We start from the raw sequence: 15,570 nt of genomic DNA, 5'->3' as shown, positions 1-15,570 counted from the left end.
GTGTCGAGTCCCGGCAGTTCACGGAGCCACTTGCCCGTGCGGTCCGCGCCCGCGGGACCGAGCACGGCCCATACTCGCAGCGGCATCCGCCTTCGCCTCGAAGTGCGAGGGCGCTGCCTGCCATTCCGGCGGGAGGTACCGAGGACCCACCCTGGGGAGCGCATGGCTGACGCGCTCCCCAGCCCCTCGAGCCCCCGAGCGTCTCAGGTGGGCATCGGCTGGCCCAGGCCCTTGCGCAGCGCCTCGTCGATGAGGTCCTGCACCTTCGCCTCCGCTTCCTTCGCGCGGGACTGGTGCTGCTCGCTCAACTTGGACTGCTCCAGGTGCAGGGCGTGCTGCTTCTCGCTGAGCTGGTGCTGCTCCTTGCTCAGGACGGACTGCTTCTCAGCCAGGCCCGCCATCTTCATCTCCAGGGCCTTCATTCCCTCTTCCTGCTCGCGCTCCTGCTTCTTCAGCTCGGAGCGGCGGCGCTCGCGCTCGGCTTCGGGCAGGGTGTCCAGACGCGACTCCTCCAGGTGGAGCATTGACTGCTTGTAGGCCAGGTCGCCCAGCTTGCGTCCCAGCCCGCCCTGCTCGTGGCCCAGGGTGGCCTGCTTCTGGCCGAGCATCGCCTGCTGCTGCCCCAGGGCGCCCTGCTTCGCTCCCAGCGCGCGTTGCGCCTCGCCCAGCTCGCGGGTGACGGAGTGCGCTTCGCGAATGGACTTCAGCGTGGCCGCGTCGCGGATGATGAACGCCTCGCCCTTGCGGCGGACGAACAGGAGCTCCTTGTCCTTCTGCTTGAAGGTGCGCGCCAGCTCCAGGTCGACAGTGCTGCCGTTCATCATCGCCATGCCGTCCGTCAGCAGCACGTAACCGCGGTCCGGGTCGCCGGGCGCGGGCGGCGCGGGCGGCGCAGGCGGCGAGGGTGGAGACGGAGGAGTCGGCGGAACGGCCGCGATGTGCGACGTGCCCCCCACGATGTGCCGCTGCGTGACGACGGCGAGACGCGGAGCAGCAGGCGCCGGCGGCGTTCTGGGAACGGATGGCGATAGAGCAACGCTGGGCGGGACGGGCGGCACCGGAGCGGAGCCGGGTGACGCGGGCGGAGCGGGCGGCACCGGAGGAGGCTCGGAGGTCATCACGCCCGTGGAGTACGACACGACCACGCCCTGCTTGATGACGGTGCGCTCAGCCTGTGCGTCCGACGGGGTCGCAGCGGGGGCGGGCCGGGCCTCCGGCGCGGATGCGGGTGCCGTCGAGGGCCGAGCACTCGGTGACGGCGCGCTCTTGGCAACCGGGGACGCAGATTGTGTGCCCGGTATGGGCGCGTTCTGGGCCGCGGTGGACGCAGGCTTCGACGACGCGGTGCCACTCTGTCCAGACGCCGCCGACTCGGGCGCCAGGCGAGGTGCACCACTCGCTTCCCGTGCGACGACCTGGAAGGGCACCAGCGCAGCAACACCCATGGCGGAGAGCGCCACCCTCAACAGGCGCCGGATTCGAGGGGGAACGGCATCGACGTGCTCCAGCATGCTCAACCTCCTGTGCAACGCATCAACGTGAGAGGACGCCCCCAGCGCAGCAGCCGTGCCGGGAGTTCTGGCGATTCCAAAAGCGAGAATCAGCTCGCCGTAGTCCGCGAGCTCCGCATCCGTGAGCCGGATGGCCTCGGCATCACACGCCTCCTCACGGGCCAGCGCGTACTCGCGAGCCGCCCGCCGCGCGAGCGGATGGAAGAAGAAGAGCGACTCCGCCAGCGCCGGCACCCAGCCGAGCCACAAGTCACCGCGACGCAGGTGCGCCAGCTCGTGCGCCAGCGCCATGCGCAGGGCCGCCACGGGCAACCGTCGCACCGCCCTCCCGGGCAGCACCACGACTGGAGCCAGCAGTCCCGTGGCCAGCGGGCTGGCCACCGATTCGGAGACAAGGAGTCCCGGCACGCGCCGCAGTCCCGCGGCAGCGGACAGCGCCCGCACCTCCGCTTCCAATCCCGGGTGAACCAACGGACGTGCGGACTGGCGAAGGCGACGCACCGCGAGCCCGCCCTTCACATGGCCATACACCTGCCACAGCACGCCGGCTCCCCACACCGCCAGAAGCAGCCCCACCATGGCGCGGCCCCACGGAAAGGAACCATCGGGCTCGGCCACCGTGCCCGCATCGACAGCACCGGTCTGAAGGGCGCCACGCCGCGCAGCCTCCGCCCCGGACGTCGCGAAGGCCGTGCGCTCCCACGATGAGCCATCCCGCTGCGGAGAGAGCACGGGCCCGTGGGTTGCCGCTTCGGCCACGGGCCTCTCGGAGTCAAAGCCCTCCCCCGGAGACACGTGTCGCTGAGCGTCCACCGCCACAGCCTCCGAGACGCGAGGCACCGCCTCCCACGCGGAGCTCCCGCCCCACCAGGCCTCCACCCGCGCCACGCCAGCAGCCACCGACGCGGGCAGCACCGGCAACGCGAGGGAAGGCAGCCACCCCAGCGCCACCACGAACTTCAGCGCCACCAGCCACCAGAGCCCCGCGCGCAGCGACGCCGGCAGCTTCGGCCACGCCCTCGCCACCGCCCACACCAGCACGGCGCAAAGCGCCCCCTGCCACGACGCCCGCCACAGACCCGACGACGCCCACGCCCCTACGTGCGACAGCCAGTCCGTGCCCATGTCGCTATCCCTTCCGCTTCTTCGAGCGCAGCCGCGCCACGACGTCCTGGAGCTGCGCCAGGTCCTCGTCGGACACGTCCTCCGCCTCGGACAGGTACGCGGCGAACGGCGACAGCGAGCCCGACAGCGAGCGCTGCACGAAGTCCCCCACCACGTCCCGCAGCAGCTCCGAGGCCGGCACGGGTGAGGCGTACTGGAACACGCCCTCCACCTTGCGCCGCGTCAGGTAGCCCTTGAGCCGCAGCCGCTCCATGACGGTGAGGATGGTGGAGCGCGCCAGCCCCTGCGCCTCGCCGAAGCGCTCGGCCACTTCGCCCACGGTCGCCGGACCGTGTTCGGCCACGTACCGCAGCACCAACAGCTCCTGCTCTCCCACCGGCTTCTTCATGGACCGCCCCGTGACGACAACTGTAGTCACGAGGAAGGTACGACTGACTACAACCGTAGTCAAGCCGGACAAAAAGACAGCGGCGGCAGGCCCCTGAAGGCCCACTCGCCGCTCGAGTCACTGCCGTTCAGCGCTGGAAGTCCACGCCGACGCCAGCGCCCGCGGTGACACCTCGCACGAGCGTACCGTCCGGTTGAGGGAAATGAACGGTTCCGCCGGAGCCCCAGGCATAGACGTGGTTGACGATGCGCTGCCGCAGCTCCACGCCCGCCGAGTAACGCGGCCTGTCTCCCAGGCCCGTCAGCACCACGCGCGCCAGCGCCCGCGTCCTGCCGCCCGGCAGCTCGAAGCCAGCGGACACATCCGTGTCCGTCCTGCCAAAGCCGAAGTACTGCGCCGCCACGCTGCCCAGCAGGAGCAGCTCGTTGGGATTCCCCTTCGCGACGCTCAGCTCCACGTAGCCAGCGAAGCCCGACGGGAGCACCTCGTCCGCGATGGGCGTCTCCGACAGACCGACGCCGGAGAAGCGGCCCAGCTCGTAGTCAGGACCGAACATGCCGAAGCGGAAGCGGCCCCCCTGCTTGCGGCCCTGGACCGTCACGCTCACCTGCGTGCCACTGGCCATCTGTCCTTCCAAGGCCACGCCCAGCAATCCGCCGAAGGCCGGCGTGTAGGCCCGCGTGAAGCGCGCGCCGCCGCCCAGCAGGGCCCACGCGCGCAGGCGCTCACCCTTGTACAGGGCAACGTCTCCGCCCACTGACGCCAGGGTGAGGTCGGGCGAAGTGCCGCCCGCGCGGCCCGCGTCATGCGCCGCGGACAGCCGGATGAGGTAGCGGTCGAAACGATTGGCGTCGTCACTGGCCATGCGGCCGATGTCCAGCAGCGCCTCGCCCGCGAAGATGCGCGCGGCGAGCACGTCACTGGCCAGAATCTCCGCGCGGACCGCGCCCTTCACGAAGGTGAGCGAGCCACCCGCGGGGTGATAGTCCGGCGCCAGCACGTTGCTGTAGCGGCCCACGAGATAGCCGCGGCCCAGCGTCTCTTCGGAGAAAGGCTCAACGCGGAGGAAGAAGGGGCGACCCTCCTGGCCGATGCGCAGCATGCGCACCACCTGCCCGAAGTCACTCAGCTCATCCCAGTCCTCACGGCGCAGGCCGCCGCTGTAGTCCTCCGTGGTCGTGGGCGCTTCGTCCACGACCCGCAGCCGCAGGTTCGCCCCCAGCCGCAGCACGAAGGTCTCCCCGTGCGTCAGCCCCAGCGAGGGGTAGATGCGCGCAAAGAAGTCCTGCCCCCCGCCGCGAGGCCCCGAGGGAAGGCTCAGGCCACCCACCTCCAACTGGCCGCTGAAGCCGAAGCCCACGCCGCCCGTGTGGGCACTGCCCGGAGGCGCGGGCTCATCCAGCCGCGCGGCGGAGACGGGGGCACCTTCCCTCCGCGATGTCGAGGAGACCTCCTCCTCCGAAGAGACCTCCTCCACGGTAGAGCTGCCGTCGTACTGCGTGGACACCAGGGCGAGTAGAGCGAAGAGGGGGGCGCCAGTCATCGTCCCCCGACTCTACCTGTCCATGGCGCGAGACGAAGCAGGTGACTGCATCCGCGTGTGGGTGCCACTGCGGACCGTCGGTACACGCGCCCCCGCCTGGCGCCAGCGGGCGACGCGCGACCTTCACGCGCATCAACGGTTGCCGTCGACTTCAACCTCGTCGGCTTCCACTTCCCGCGTCTCGACGTCGCTGGCGTCGAGCTCCTTGACGTCGGACTTCCCGTCCACCGGCTCGCGCTGGATGTTGCCGGAGCCGCCCACGCCATCCTTGCGGGCCTCTTCACTCTGCTGGCCACCCAGGAGCGGGCCGTCCTGCACGTCGTACTTCTCGCCCTCCGGCGTCGTCACCGAAGTGCCCGCGCCCATGCCGGGGCCACTGCCACCGGTGGCCTCGCCGTCGTAGACGGTGGGCGCGTCCTGCCTGTCCCGGCGCTCGTTCTTCGTCACGTCCGCGGCCTCACCCGCGCTGCGGTCATCCCACTCAGAAGACGTGTCCACGGACTCGGGCGCCGTCGTCTCCGTGCCCGAACCACCGATGGCGCTGTCATCCGCGCGCGTGTTCGCCGAGTTGCTCGAACAACCCCAGAAGGCCAGCGCAGCCACTGCGGCCATGAGAGGAAGCTTCATGGTGAATCCCCTTGCGTGAGAGAAGTTGTGCTCTCGACAAGGTGGCGTCCCGCGCGACAGGGACAACCCGCCGGCCGTGCCCGTGCCTTCGGGCCCGTCCCAAGGCAGGCGAGCGGGCAGACCCTTGGCCGCCTCCCGCCTCCGCGCGCGGCTACCCTTCGTCCTGCGCGCAGGGAAGGATGGCGCGGTGCGGGCGCTCGGTGCCCGTGCCCACCAGCCAGCGCGACAGCAGGCGGACACCGGAGGCGAACAGCCCGTCCTCGGCGCGGTGGAGCGCCTCGAAGAGGGACTCGTCCAGCACCGACTGCTCCGGGTCGATGATGAGCTCCTCGGGCTCCAGCGACTTGAGCAGCGGGCTCTGGTCGAACACCGTCGACATCGGGTGGACGCGCAGGCGCCGCAGCCCCATGACGGCCACGTCGTCCAGCCACTCCACCAGTCCGCTGTCCGCGGCCGCCAGCAGGCGCAGGGCCGCCATGCCCTCCAGCCCCGCGTGCTCGGCCATCAGCGACACGCGGATGCGGCGGATGGCGCGCGCCGTCGCGTCGTTCGGCGCCTCCGCCTCCCAGCTCAGGTTCAGCTCCGAATCCAACCCGAGGCTGCGGTTGGTGGTGTTCGCGGAGCCCAGCGTGAGGAAGCGGTCATCCACCACCATCACCTTCGAGTGGATGTACGTGTAGATGTCCTCGCCGGTGCGCGCGTCGTGTCCCGCGGAGCAGTACACGCCAAAGGCATGTCCCGTCTCGTGCGCCACGCGCTCCAGCGTGCGCAGCAACCGCACCTGGGCGATGCCCATGGCCAGCTGTTCGCGCAGCGCCTCCGGCTGCCGCGGCAGCACCAGGACAATCTGCAGCCGTCCCCGCCAGGAGGACCGCATGCGCTTCACCAGCGCCTGGAAGATGGCCCGCGAGGAGAAGTACTGGTTTTCGATGTAGATGAAGCGCTCGGCCGAAGCGATGGCGTCCAGATACAGCATGGCCACCTCCTGCACCGCGGGCTGCGGCGGGAGGAGCGTCTTGCCGAAGGTGCGGCTGATGGCCACCGGCCCCGGCGGCGCTGGCAGGCTCGGCGTGAAGTCCACGTCATCCCGAGACACCCTGGGCAGCCGCAGCTCACCGCCGCCCGAGTGCGCCCAGCGCGCCTCGAACAACTCCGCCAGGCGGTCCACCACCGGCCCCGTCAGCACGGACTGCACGTCATGGTAGGGGCCGTGCGGATCCCTCCCGCTGTCACAGCGCAGCTCCGAGTGCACCCGGTGCTCCCGGTCATCCCACCGGCAATCACAGACATCCATGCCGCCGGTGAAGGCCAGCGCGCCGTCGATGACGACCACCTTCTGGTGATGCGCGCCATACAACGGACTGGAGGCGTCGAAGCGGAAGCACACCTGCCCGTTCGCCGTCCAATTGAAGATGAGCCGCTGCATCCACTCGCGCTCCATGGCGAGCAGCAGGCTGAAGTCCCACGCCAGCACGTAGACGCGCAGCTCCGGGTTGGCCCGGCACAGCTCGTCCAGCATCGGCAGCAGCCGTGACTCGCCGCGCGCCTCGCGAAGGTCCTCGCCTCGCAGCAGCGCCACGTCGCTGTCGAACTGCCAGCCGGTAATCGCGATGTAACGACGGGCCTTCTGCGCGGCCCGGTACAGCTCCCGGTAGTAGTCGCGCGCGTCCACCAGCACGCCCGCGTCGCTCGCCTCCTCCACCGTCCAGCAATTCCGTCCGGGACTGATGATGCGTCTCACAGGTGCGTCCCTTCCCGTCCCCGCCTCGGCCGCCCTCACCTGGCGCCACCGCCAGGTCCTCCTGCACCGCACACGCCCCGGATTGGCGTGTGTCAGCCGACGAAGACGATGTGCTTGCCCGTGGCGACCGCCATGTCCTTGGAGGACATCACCTGCGCCACCTTCTTCACCTCGCCGCCCACCGTGTCGAAGGCCGCCGCGATGAGGTCGCCCAGCGTCACCTGCACCTGGCGGGCGCCCCGGCCAGCCCCCTTCACCGCGCTCGCTGCCGACACCTTCATCTGCTGGGCCTCACGACGGATGACCTGTCCACGCTTCTGAGTCTTCGCCATGATTTCGTCTCCAAGGGTGAGAGGGTTGCTTGTGCTGCTTCCTTCAGCAACCGGCGTGCCGAGCGCCAACCCCGCGATTTTTCGAAGGCCGGCTGCCTGCCCCCCCGCCCCAGGGACCGGACTTCTGACTTTTTTTCAGCCCTGTCCCGGCAGGCTTCCGACGGAAGTTCTTCCCTGCCGCCGGATGACGGCGTCCGGCCGCCGGGGCGCTCCGCCGGGGCAGGTTGCCCCGCTGGGGCATCCCGCCCCACGCGGCCCACGGCTGCTCGCTCCCGCGCGCCGCGTGAGCACACGCCCACTCACAGCGAAACCCAGGTCACCTGACTTCATACCGACCGCGCGGGTCGTTATTGCGCCACGGGGAATCCCATATCGAATCTTCCGGAAAATTACAGACATGTAAGTCTATTTGAAAATATAGGAAAAAGCCGCTTCAATACGTGTCACTCCTCACGAGGGCGTAACCCGTATGGAATTGAAGACTCCCATCAGCGCCACCGCACCAACCCTTCAGCCCATGTCGTTCCAGGGCATCGAAGTCATCGGCCAGTCGATTCTCGCCATCGTCAACGGCATGGAGCTCGCCCAGTCACGCGCGTTGCGCATCCTGGGGGAGAACGGCATCGCGCCACTGAAGGCGGATGCCTGGTACCCCATGCCCGCCCTGCTGAAGTCGTTCCGGCTGGTGTTCGACAAGATTGGTCCCAGCACGGTGAGGACCATTGGCCGGAAGATTCCAGACAGCGCGCACTTCCCGCCAGACATCGACACGCTGGAGAAGGGGCTGCGCGCGGTGGACATGGCGTACCGGATGAACCACCGCGGCAAGGGCGCCATCGGCGGCTACCGCTTCGAGCCGGTGGATAAGCGAAACGCTCGCATGGTGTGTGACAACCCCTATCCGTGTGACTTGGACCTGGGGCTCATCGAAGCCATTGGCGACCGGTTCCGTCCCAAGGATTCGCTTTGGGTGCGTATTGAACATGAGGCCAAGAGTTGCCGGCGGCGCGGCGACAGCGCCTGCACGTACAGCATCAATTGGTAGCGGAGACCCGCCAGCGGGCCGGGGGCGGCGCATCACCAGACACCCCAGGGAGGTCCATCATGAAGGAAGTGCTCCAACACATCGCCGTGCGCGAGGCGCGCTTCGCAGCGCACCCCTTCTTCTCCGACATGCGGATGGACCGCCCCATTGAACAGGTGATGGCCTTCGCGCCGCGCCTGACCTTCTGGGTGATGACGTTCCAGGACGTGCTGCGCCTCAACGCACACTTCATCCAGGACGCGCACCTCAAGGCGCTGGCCACGCGGCACCATGCCGAGGAGGGCGGGCATGACCAGTGGTTCGAGGACGACATCTCCGCGCTCACGGGCGGCTCGCTGAGCATCGGCAGCATGTACGGCCGCGCGCACGTGAAGACGCGTGACGCGGCCTACGCCATCATCAGCGAGGTGTACCGCCCGGTGGATGACCGGCTGCGCATCGTCCTGCTGTGGGCGCTGGAGTCCACCAGCCATGTCTTCTTCAGCCGCACCGCCATCATCAGCGCGGCGCAGGGCGCGGACGACCGGCTGAAGTACTTCTCCGACCACCACATGCAGGCCGAAGCGCAGCACGCCATGTTCGAACAGGAGCTGGCGGCGGAGCTGGAGGCCATGCAGCTGTCCCCGGAGGTGCGCGCGGACGCCCTGGCCATGGTGGACCGCATCTACGCAGCGTTCGACACCATGTTCGACGGGCTGCGCGTCAACCTGGAGCGGGAGCACGCCGAGGCCCCCGCACCGGGCCTCCAGGCGCACACCGCCACCGCCGAAGTCCTCCCCCTGGAGATGGAAGAGGACCTGGAAATCATCGTCCTGGAAGAGGACGGGGAAGCCCGCGCCGCCTGAGGCGGCGCTGGGGGAACTACCGCGCGGGAGGGGAGAGCACGAGGATGAGTTCCCCGCCCACGTACTTGCCGGCCTTCTGGTAGACGGCGCCCTGGCGGCCCAGCTCCACGTCCAGCGTGGGCTGACGGGGAATGGCCACGCGCACCGTGGCCGTGCCGTCCTTGATGCCCTGCAGCTGCAACGTCGCGTTGGCGCCGTTGGGCAGCTTCACCTCGGAGGCGCTCTTCGCGCTCACCGTCAGCACCTCATTCGAGAGGCGCTTGAACGAGGTGAAGCTGAAGTTCTGCTTCTGGAACTGCTCCTTCATCTTCTCCAGCTCGGGCGGGTCGACCTCGGTGCCCTTCTTCGAGGCGAGCACCACCTCGACCTGGACCTGGACTTTCGCGTCTTGTGCGCTGGCGGCCATGGGCAGCAGCAGGCCCAGCCCCAGCAGCGCCCACAGCATCCGGCCCGACGACACGTGTCTTCTCACAAGGAACCTCCCGACGGCCTGGGGGCGTCGGGGGCCGGGCGCGCGGGGACGTTGCGCCCGCTTGCGTCTGGCTGACCGACACCTGTCTGGTCCTGCCGCTCACCCTTCTCCGCGCCGGGAGACAGGACGTCCGAGTCCTCGTCCACCAGCCAGATGATGGTGCCCCCATTGTCCGTCTCCATCACCACCGGCGCCACCTGGGCGTTGCGGTAGGGCTGGATGGACTTCACCGTCATGCGCTCGGAGGCGTACCCCACCGGCGCCCGGTCGCTCGTCAGCAGGGGTACTCCCACCAGTACCAGCACGGCCGCGGTGGCCAGCGACGAAATCATCGCGGTGCGCTGGTAGAGGAACATTTCGGACACTGCCAGCTTCAGCCGCTCCATGAGGGGCGGCTTGTCCGGCGTCACCCGCGCCATGACGCGCTGGGTGAAGTCCTTGAAGTCCACGTCGTCCACGGCCATGTCCAGGCCCACTCGCAGCAGCCCGGACTCCGCGCGCAGGTCCGCCGCCCGCCCGGTGCAGTCCCGGCAGGCCGCCAGGTGCCGCTCCACGTTGACGCGCTCGCCGGAGCTCAGCTCTCCGTCGACGTACGGGGACAGCATGGGTACGAAACGCTCACACGCGGGATTACCGGCCATTGGTTCCACCTGCTTGCTGGAAGGGGCTGCGAAAATTGGGACGGGCAGGTCCCTCAGATATTCGAGGCCCCCTCACTCACTGCCCACGCCGCTCTTCGCTTCGTCCAACTCCAGGTATTCACTGAGGATTTTCTGGACCTTGGCCCGGGCATGGAAAAGCCGGCTCATCACCGTGCCCTTGGGGATGTCCAGGGTGCGTGCGAGGTCGTCGTAGGACATGCCCTCGATTTCCCGCAGCAAGAGGATGGCCCGGTGCTTCTCCGGCACCGTGGCCAGGGCCTCCTGGATCTTCTCCGCCAGTTCGCGGCGCAGGGCGCTCTTCTGGGGATTGGTGCCCAGCCGGCTGCCCAGGGCGCCGATTCGGGCCTCGGACAGGTCCATGGTCTGGCTCTCGTCGAACTCCACGGCCTCGCCGCCCCCGCCACGCTTGCGGATGACGTCGATGCAGATGTTGACGGTGATGCGGTAGAGCCACGTGTAGAAGGACGAGTCGCCCTTGAAGTGGTCCAGGTACTTGTAGACCTTGACGAACGCCTCCTGGGAGACGTCCATCGCTTCCTCCTTGTCCTTCAGCATGCCCAACGCAACGGCGTACACCTTGCGCTGGTAACGCTCGACGAGGAGTTTGAAAGCGCGCTGGTCGCCGGTCCGGACGCGCTTGACGAGAGTGAGGTCGTCGGTTGCCAAGTAGGTGCGGCAACCTAGCACAAGCGGACACAATCCAAGGAGATTCGCGCCGGCGAAGGCGCCGCCGACGGGCCGACGAGCCTAGAGGCTGACGAGCGCCGTCACGGCCAGCGCGATGGCCAGCAGCACCAGCAGTGCGCCGAACGTCAGCCGGTCCCACTGCCCCTCCGCCACCGCCCCGTCGTCCGGCCCCGCGCGAAAGCGGTGCAGCACGTTCCACAGCATCCGCGCGCCCAGGCGGCGGTCCGTTCCCCGTCGGCGCGGGGCATCCCCGGCTTGCTGCGCGTCATCCGATGAAGCGGCCTCGTCGCGCGGACGCAGCGCGGGCATGACCGGGCCGTGAAAGGCCGTGGCCGCGCGGGCACCGGCCGCCTGGACAAGCGGCTGCTCGGCCGGCCGGGCTGCGGCTTCCTCGGAGTGGCGCACCTCGGGAGGCGGCTCCAGCCGCACCTCGGCGGCGCGCGTCCGGGCTTCGGCGGGGGTGCGGGCTTCCATCACCCACAGGCCCCGCGTCACGCCGTCCTCGCCGGTGTGCGCGTCCCGCAGCTCGGCGAAGCCCTGCCCCTCCAGCGCCTCGCGGAAGGCCTGGCGCGCCTCGGGCTCCGGCGGGTGCCGCGCCGCCGCCGTGGCATAGGCCGTGTAGAACGCCCACAGCCGCGTGGCCCGCTCCGAGCCCGACACCTGGGGAGGCGACAGATGCGAGGCCAGCAGCGCCGCGTCCGCCCCGAAGCGCTGCCCCAATGCCTCCTGCCCCGGCGTGTCCTCCAGGCCCGGTGGCACCAGCTCCGCCACCGACTTCACCGGCGCGCGCTCCTGGCCGCCCATGGGTGGGTGCAGGGGCGGCGGCAATCGCGGACGGAAGTTGTCCCCTGGCCGGGGCGGCTGCACCGACGGGCCCCAGTCCTGGAGCCGAGGCCCCGGCGCACCCCGACCTTCGGGGCGTCTGGCGCCACCACCGCCCCCCAGCGAGCGGAGGGCGCGGTCAATCACGTTGGGGATGCGGAAGGAGGGCATGGGCAATGCCTCATTCTGGCTTGGGGGGTCCCGGCTTCCTGATTTTCGGCGGACGGAAGCGCGGGGTTGCGCGACGGACTATTCGCCCTCGCGCTCCACCTCGATGGGCGTCGTCATTCCGTTGGCATCCAGACGAACGCGGTAGAGGGAGTTCAGCCCGTCGCCGTCGAAGTCACCCCGCGCGATGCAGGACACCTCCGGCTCGCCCACGGGACTCTCCTGCACCACCACCTGGTACTGGAAGCGGACCTTTCCGTCGGGCTCGAAACCCAGCCGGTGAAAGGTTTCGTCCTTGGGGAAAGCCACGGCCCTGCCGCCGCGTGGGACCTCCTTCGGCGTGGGGCCCGCGGTGACGTAGACGCCGTGCTCGTCGCGGTAGGCCTGGACGGCGTCACACAGCGAGAGCACGTTGACGCGGGCCTCCGCGTCGCTGGGGAGCGCCGCCTGTGTGGCGGGGGACTTTTCCGAACACTGCGTCATCAGCAAGTGGCCCGCGGTCACCGCGAGCACGACGACGATGAGGATGGGGTGGGCCCGCCTCTTCCGTACCGGCGCATTCCAGTCCGACTCATTCAAACCCATCTCAGCCTCCTCTCGCCCAGTCGCGTGGCTGGCGCAGCACCTCCACCAGCCGCGCCTCCGGCGTGCCGGGTTCGGGGTGGTAGTCGTAGCGCCAGCGGACCTGCGGCGGCAGGGACATGAGGATGGACTCGGTGCGCCCGCGCGTCTCCAGGCCGAAGACGGTGCCCCGGTCATAGACGAGGTTGAACTCCACGTAGCGCCCGCGCCGCACCTCCTGCCAGAAGCGCTGCCCCTCCGTCACCGGCGTGGCCTTGCGCCGCTCGGCGATGGGCAGGTACGCGTCCAGGAAGGCCCGGCCGCAGTCCTGGACGAAGGCGAACTCCTTCTCCAGCTCCCCGCCCATGTTCTCGAAGAAGATGCCGCCCACCCCGCGCGTCTCCTCGCGGTGGCGCAGGTAGAAGTACTTGTCACAGGCGCTCTTGAAGCGCGGGTAGTAGCCCGCGTCGTGCTTGTCACAGGCGGCCTGGTGCACGCGGTGGAAGTGCGCCGCGTCCTCTTCATAGAGGTAGTAGGGCGTCAGGTCCGCGCCGCCGCCGAACCACGCCTTCCCGCCCTGCTGGATGAAGCGGTAGTTGGCGTGCACGGTGGGCACATGCGGGTTGCGCGGGTGCAGCACCAGGGAGATGCCACCCGCCCAGAAGTGGCGGCCTTCGCCCTGCAGCTTCTGCGCGAACTGTTCCTCCAGTTCGCCGTACACCACGGACGTGTTGACGCCGGCCTTCTCCAGCACGACGCCGTCCTCCAGCACCCGGCTGCGTCCACCGCCGCCGCCCGGCCGGGTCCAGGAGTCCTCGCGGAAACGCGCCGAGCCGTCCAGCCGCTCCAGGCCGCCGCAGATGTCGTCCTGCAGCGACCGGATGAAGCCCGTCATCCGCTCCTTGAGGCTCTCAACGTCCACCGTCGTCATTCGCTCTCCCGAAGGCTCGGCGCGCGGGGGCGCCCGCGTCAGGCCTACACCAACTTCCCGGTCCCGCGGAGAACTCCCGCGCACTACTGCTGCATCGAGTATTCGTCCGGGGCCTCGAAGTCCACGGGCGGGACGGACGGCGCCATCTGCCCCGCCGCGTCGAAGGCCTGGATGCGGGCCCGGTAGCTGCGGCCGTCCTCCATGGCGAAGGTGCCGCTGCAGGCCTCATGGCCGATGAAGGCGGTGTTGTTGCTCACCGGCACCACGTACTGCTGCACGCTGGGGCCAGGACGGCGCGGCTCCAGCTTCACCACCAGGTACGCCGGGCTGTCCTCCTTCAGCGACAGGTTGAGCCGCACGAAGCGGGCGGTGCCCTGCGCGGTGCGGCGAAGGAAGCCCTCGGAGACGGCGGGCCGCTTGAGCCAGCGAGGGGCCTGCTTGTCCGGCCCCTTGCCCGTGCGCCACTCGGGCAGCATGGTGCCCCGGCCGTTGAGGAGCGCCACGTTGGGCAGCACCTCATCCACGCGCAGCGTGTAGCGCTTGTCCGCCTCCATGGCCCCGGCGGGCTTGAGGATGACGGTGACGCGGCCCAGGCTGCTCTCCCAGCCGCGCTGCACCGCCACCTCGACGACGTGGCTGTCCGACACCAGCCGCAGCTTCTTCCCCACCAGCGCGGCCACCTGGGGGCGCGCCGTCCCGACGCCTTCCAGCAGGAAGCGGGAGTTGGTGGGGATGATGGAGCCCGGTGTGGGGAAGAGCTGCACGCCATCCCCCAGGCACTGGGCCGCGGCGGAAGAGGCGTAGAGCGATACGAGCAAGGGGACCAGGAATCTCAGCACCATGACCCCGAGTCTGCGCGTCACCGGCCCCGAAGGCCAGCGAAGCGCCCATGGAAACACGCGACGTGCGGGTTTTCCCTGGCGAAAACGGCGCTCAGTGCATGCCGCCGTCTTCCTCTGGAATCGCGATGGGGCCGAACTTCGCCTCGTAGCGTTGGATGTTGTCCTGCATCGCCGCCACCAGGCGCTTCATGTGCTTGGGGTTGGTGATGATGCGCGAACGCACCCGGGCCTTGGGCTGCTGGGGCTGGACGTAGATGAAGTCCAGGGTGAACTCGGTGTCGGAGTGGTTCACCAGGGCCATGTTGACGTACTGACCATTGGCCACGTCTTCGTCCATCTGAATCTGCAACTGCATGTCCGGGGGCTTCGGAGTGTCCGCCATGAGGCAGGGGGCATAGCGCCTGCGCTCGCGCGTGGCCAGTGTCACGGCGTGAGCCCGCTCCCAGAAGCCGCCCCCCTGGACCCGCGAAAGACGGCGCCCTTCGAGTTGGGCCGGGGCCAGGAGGTGTGCCTGCTCCTGCATGGCTTCACGGGGAGCCCCTGGGACGTGCGCCCCCTGGGCGAGGCCCTGGCGGTCCGTGGCCTGCGCGTGGTGGCGCCGCGCCTGCCCGGCCATGGCACCACCCCACAGGCCCTGCTCGACGTCACCTGGCGTGACTGGTTGGCGGCGGCGGAGCATGCCCTGCACGCGCTCCGGGGCCACCGGAGCGTGTTCGTGGCGGGCCTGTCCATGGGCGCGCTGCTGGCGCTCGAGCTGGCCGCGCGGCATCCGGAGGAGATACGCGCGCTGACGCTGATGGCGCCTGCCGTGCGCTTCCGGGGGCCGCGCATGTTCCTGGTCCGGCAACTGGCGCGCACGCCCGTCCTGGAGTGGACGCGTCCGTGGGTGGCGAAGACGGGCACCGACATCTCGGACCCGGAGGCGCTGGCGGAAGCGCCCGTGCTGCCCGCCTTTCCCGTGGCCCGGCTGCGGGACTTGTGCACGTTGCAGGCGCTGGCCATCCGGGACGCGGCCCGCGTGCGCTGCCCCACCCTGGTGGCGGTGGCGGAGCAGGACCACGTCGTGGACCCGGAGGGCGGGCGGTGGCTCGCACGGCGCCTCACCGCGGCGCCTTCGGTGCGCGTCCTGTCGCTGCGGCAGGGGTATCACATCATCCCTCGGGACACGGCGGGGCCCTTGCTGGCGGCGGAGGTCGGAGACTTCCTGGCGCAGCAGCGGAGCGCCTCGTGGTGGGAGTCCGCGTCGCCCGCCGCTGGCGCCTGAGTGG

At 69.6% G+C, this 15,570-nt stretch carries 17 protein-coding genes; 3 read left to right on the top strand and 14 right to left on the bottom strand.

Annotation, left to right across the window (positions count from 1 at the left end; all coding sequences use genetic code 11):
- Positions 1-203 precede the first annotated feature (203 nt).
- The 6 genes from FL344_RS04895 to FL344_RS04870 form a co-directional block, all read right to left on the bottom strand.
- Positions 204-2,636: a M56 family metallopeptidase gene (locus FL344_RS04895; protein WP_141617694.1), complete on the bottom strand. Its 2,433-nt coding sequence runs from the start codon at positions 2,634-2,636 to the stop codon at positions 204-206.
- A gap of 4 nt (positions 2,637-2,640) precedes the next feature.
- Positions 2,641-3,024 (bottom strand): BlaI/MecI/CopY family transcriptional regulator, encoded by a 384-nt coding sequence (locus tag FL344_RS04890; protein ID WP_090487935.1) that lies wholly within the window; start codon positions 3,022-3,024, stop codon positions 2,641-2,643.
- A 127-nt stretch (positions 3,025-3,151) separates the two neighbouring features.
- Positions 3,152-4,567, bottom strand: a complete 1,416-nt coding sequence (locus tag FL344_RS04885; RefSeq protein ID WP_141617693.1) for a hypothetical protein — start codon at positions 4,565-4,567, stop codon at positions 3,152-3,154.
- Between the two features lie 132 nt (positions 4,568-4,699).
- Positions 4,700-5,194 (bottom strand): hypothetical protein, encoded by a 495-nt coding sequence (locus tag FL344_RS04880; protein WP_141617692.1) that lies wholly within the window; start codon positions 5,192-5,194, stop codon positions 4,700-4,702.
- 151 nt (positions 5,195-5,345) lie between these two features.
- Positions 5,346-7,007, bottom strand: coding sequence for a phospholipase D-like domain-containing protein (locus tag FL344_RS04875; protein WP_141617691.1), 1,662 nt, complete (start codon positions 7,005-7,007; stop codon positions 5,346-5,348).
- A 20-nt stretch (positions 7,008-7,027) separates the two neighbouring features.
- Positions 7,028-7,267 carry a chaperonin gene (locus FL344_RS04870; RefSeq protein WP_167371056.1) on the bottom strand — a complete coding sequence of 80 codons (240 nt, stop codon included), beginning with the start codon at positions 7,265-7,267 and terminating at the stop codon, positions 7,028-7,030.
- A 469-nt stretch (positions 7,268-7,736) separates the two neighbouring features.
- On the opposite strand from FL344_RS04870, the gene FL344_RS04865 reads away from it, so the two are divergent.
- A complete protein-coding gene (locus FL344_RS04865; RefSeq protein ID WP_011556680.1) occupies positions 7,737-8,312 on the top strand; it encodes a hypothetical protein in 576 nt (191 codons plus the stop codon).
- A 59-nt stretch (positions 8,313-8,371) separates the two neighbouring features.
- Complete coding sequence (locus tag FL344_RS04860; protein ID WP_228557514.1) at positions 8,372-9,157, top strand: hypothetical protein; 786 nt, start codon at positions 8,372-8,374, stop codon at positions 9,155-9,157.
- 16 nt (positions 9,158-9,173) lie between these two features.
- On the opposite strand, the gene FL344_RS04855 is transcribed toward FL344_RS04860, so the two are convergent.
- From FL344_RS04855 to FL344_RS04820, 8 genes are all read right to left on the bottom strand, one after another.
- Positions 9,174-9,602, bottom strand: coding sequence for a hypothetical protein (locus FL344_RS04855; protein WP_043612483.1), 429 nt, complete (start codon positions 9,600-9,602; stop codon positions 9,174-9,176).
- 23 nt (positions 9,603-9,625) lie between these two features.
- Positions 9,626-10,270, bottom strand: coding sequence for an anti-sigma factor (locus tag FL344_RS04850; protein WP_090487919.1), 645 nt, complete (start codon positions 10,268-10,270; stop codon positions 9,626-9,628).
- 72 nt (positions 10,271-10,342) lie between these two features.
- Positions 10,343-10,957 carry an RNA polymerase sigma factor gene (locus tag FL344_RS04845; protein ID WP_186817864.1) on the bottom strand — a complete coding sequence of 205 codons (615 nt, stop codon included), beginning with the start codon at positions 10,955-10,957 and terminating at the stop codon, positions 10,343-10,345.
- An 81-nt stretch (positions 10,958-11,038) separates the two neighbouring features.
- Entirely contained in the window at positions 11,039-11,971 is a 933-nt protein-coding gene (locus FL344_RS04840; RefSeq protein ID WP_228564791.1) for an Immediate early protein ICP0, read from the bottom strand.
- Positions 11,972-12,049: 78 nt separating this feature from the next.
- On the bottom strand, positions 12,050-12,553 hold the full coding sequence (locus FL344_RS04835) for a hypothetical protein (RefSeq protein ID WP_141588052.1): 504 nt from the start codon (positions 12,551-12,553) through the stop codon (positions 12,050-12,052).
- A gap of 1 nt (position 12,554) precedes the next feature.
- Positions 12,555-13,460, bottom strand: coding sequence for an oxygen-dependent coproporphyrinogen oxidase (gene hemF / locus FL344_RS04830; protein ID WP_141617688.1), 906 nt, complete (start codon positions 13,458-13,460; stop codon positions 12,555-12,557).
- An 83-nt stretch (positions 13,461-13,543) separates the two neighbouring features.
- Complete coding sequence (locus tag FL344_RS04825) at positions 13,544-14,302, bottom strand: hypothetical protein (protein ID WP_141588054.1); 759 nt, start codon at positions 14,300-14,302, stop codon at positions 13,544-13,546.
- A 91-nt stretch (positions 14,303-14,393) separates the two neighbouring features.
- Positions 14,394-14,684: a DUF3467 domain-containing protein gene (locus tag FL344_RS04820; RefSeq protein WP_011556689.1), complete on the bottom strand. Its 291-nt coding sequence runs from the start codon at positions 14,682-14,684 to the stop codon at positions 14,394-14,396.
- Between the two features lie 75 nt (positions 14,685-14,759).
- Here FL344_RS04820 and FL344_RS04815 point away from each other — a divergent pair, with 75 nt between their 5' ends.
- Complete coding sequence (locus FL344_RS04815; RefSeq protein ID WP_141617733.1) at positions 14,760-15,566, top strand: carboxylesterase; 807 nt, start codon at positions 14,760-14,762, stop codon at positions 15,564-15,566.
- Positions 15,567-15,570 lie beyond the last annotated feature (4 nt).

Origin of the sequence: Myxococcus sp. AB036A, assembly GCF_006547355.1 — a bacterium.
Lineage (GTDB): Bacteria > Myxococcota > Myxococcia > Myxococcales > Myxococcaceae > Myxococcus > Myxococcus virescens.
The sequence above is the reverse complement of the archived record's forward strand: the minus strand, read 5'-3'. Positions and strand labels throughout refer to the sequence as shown.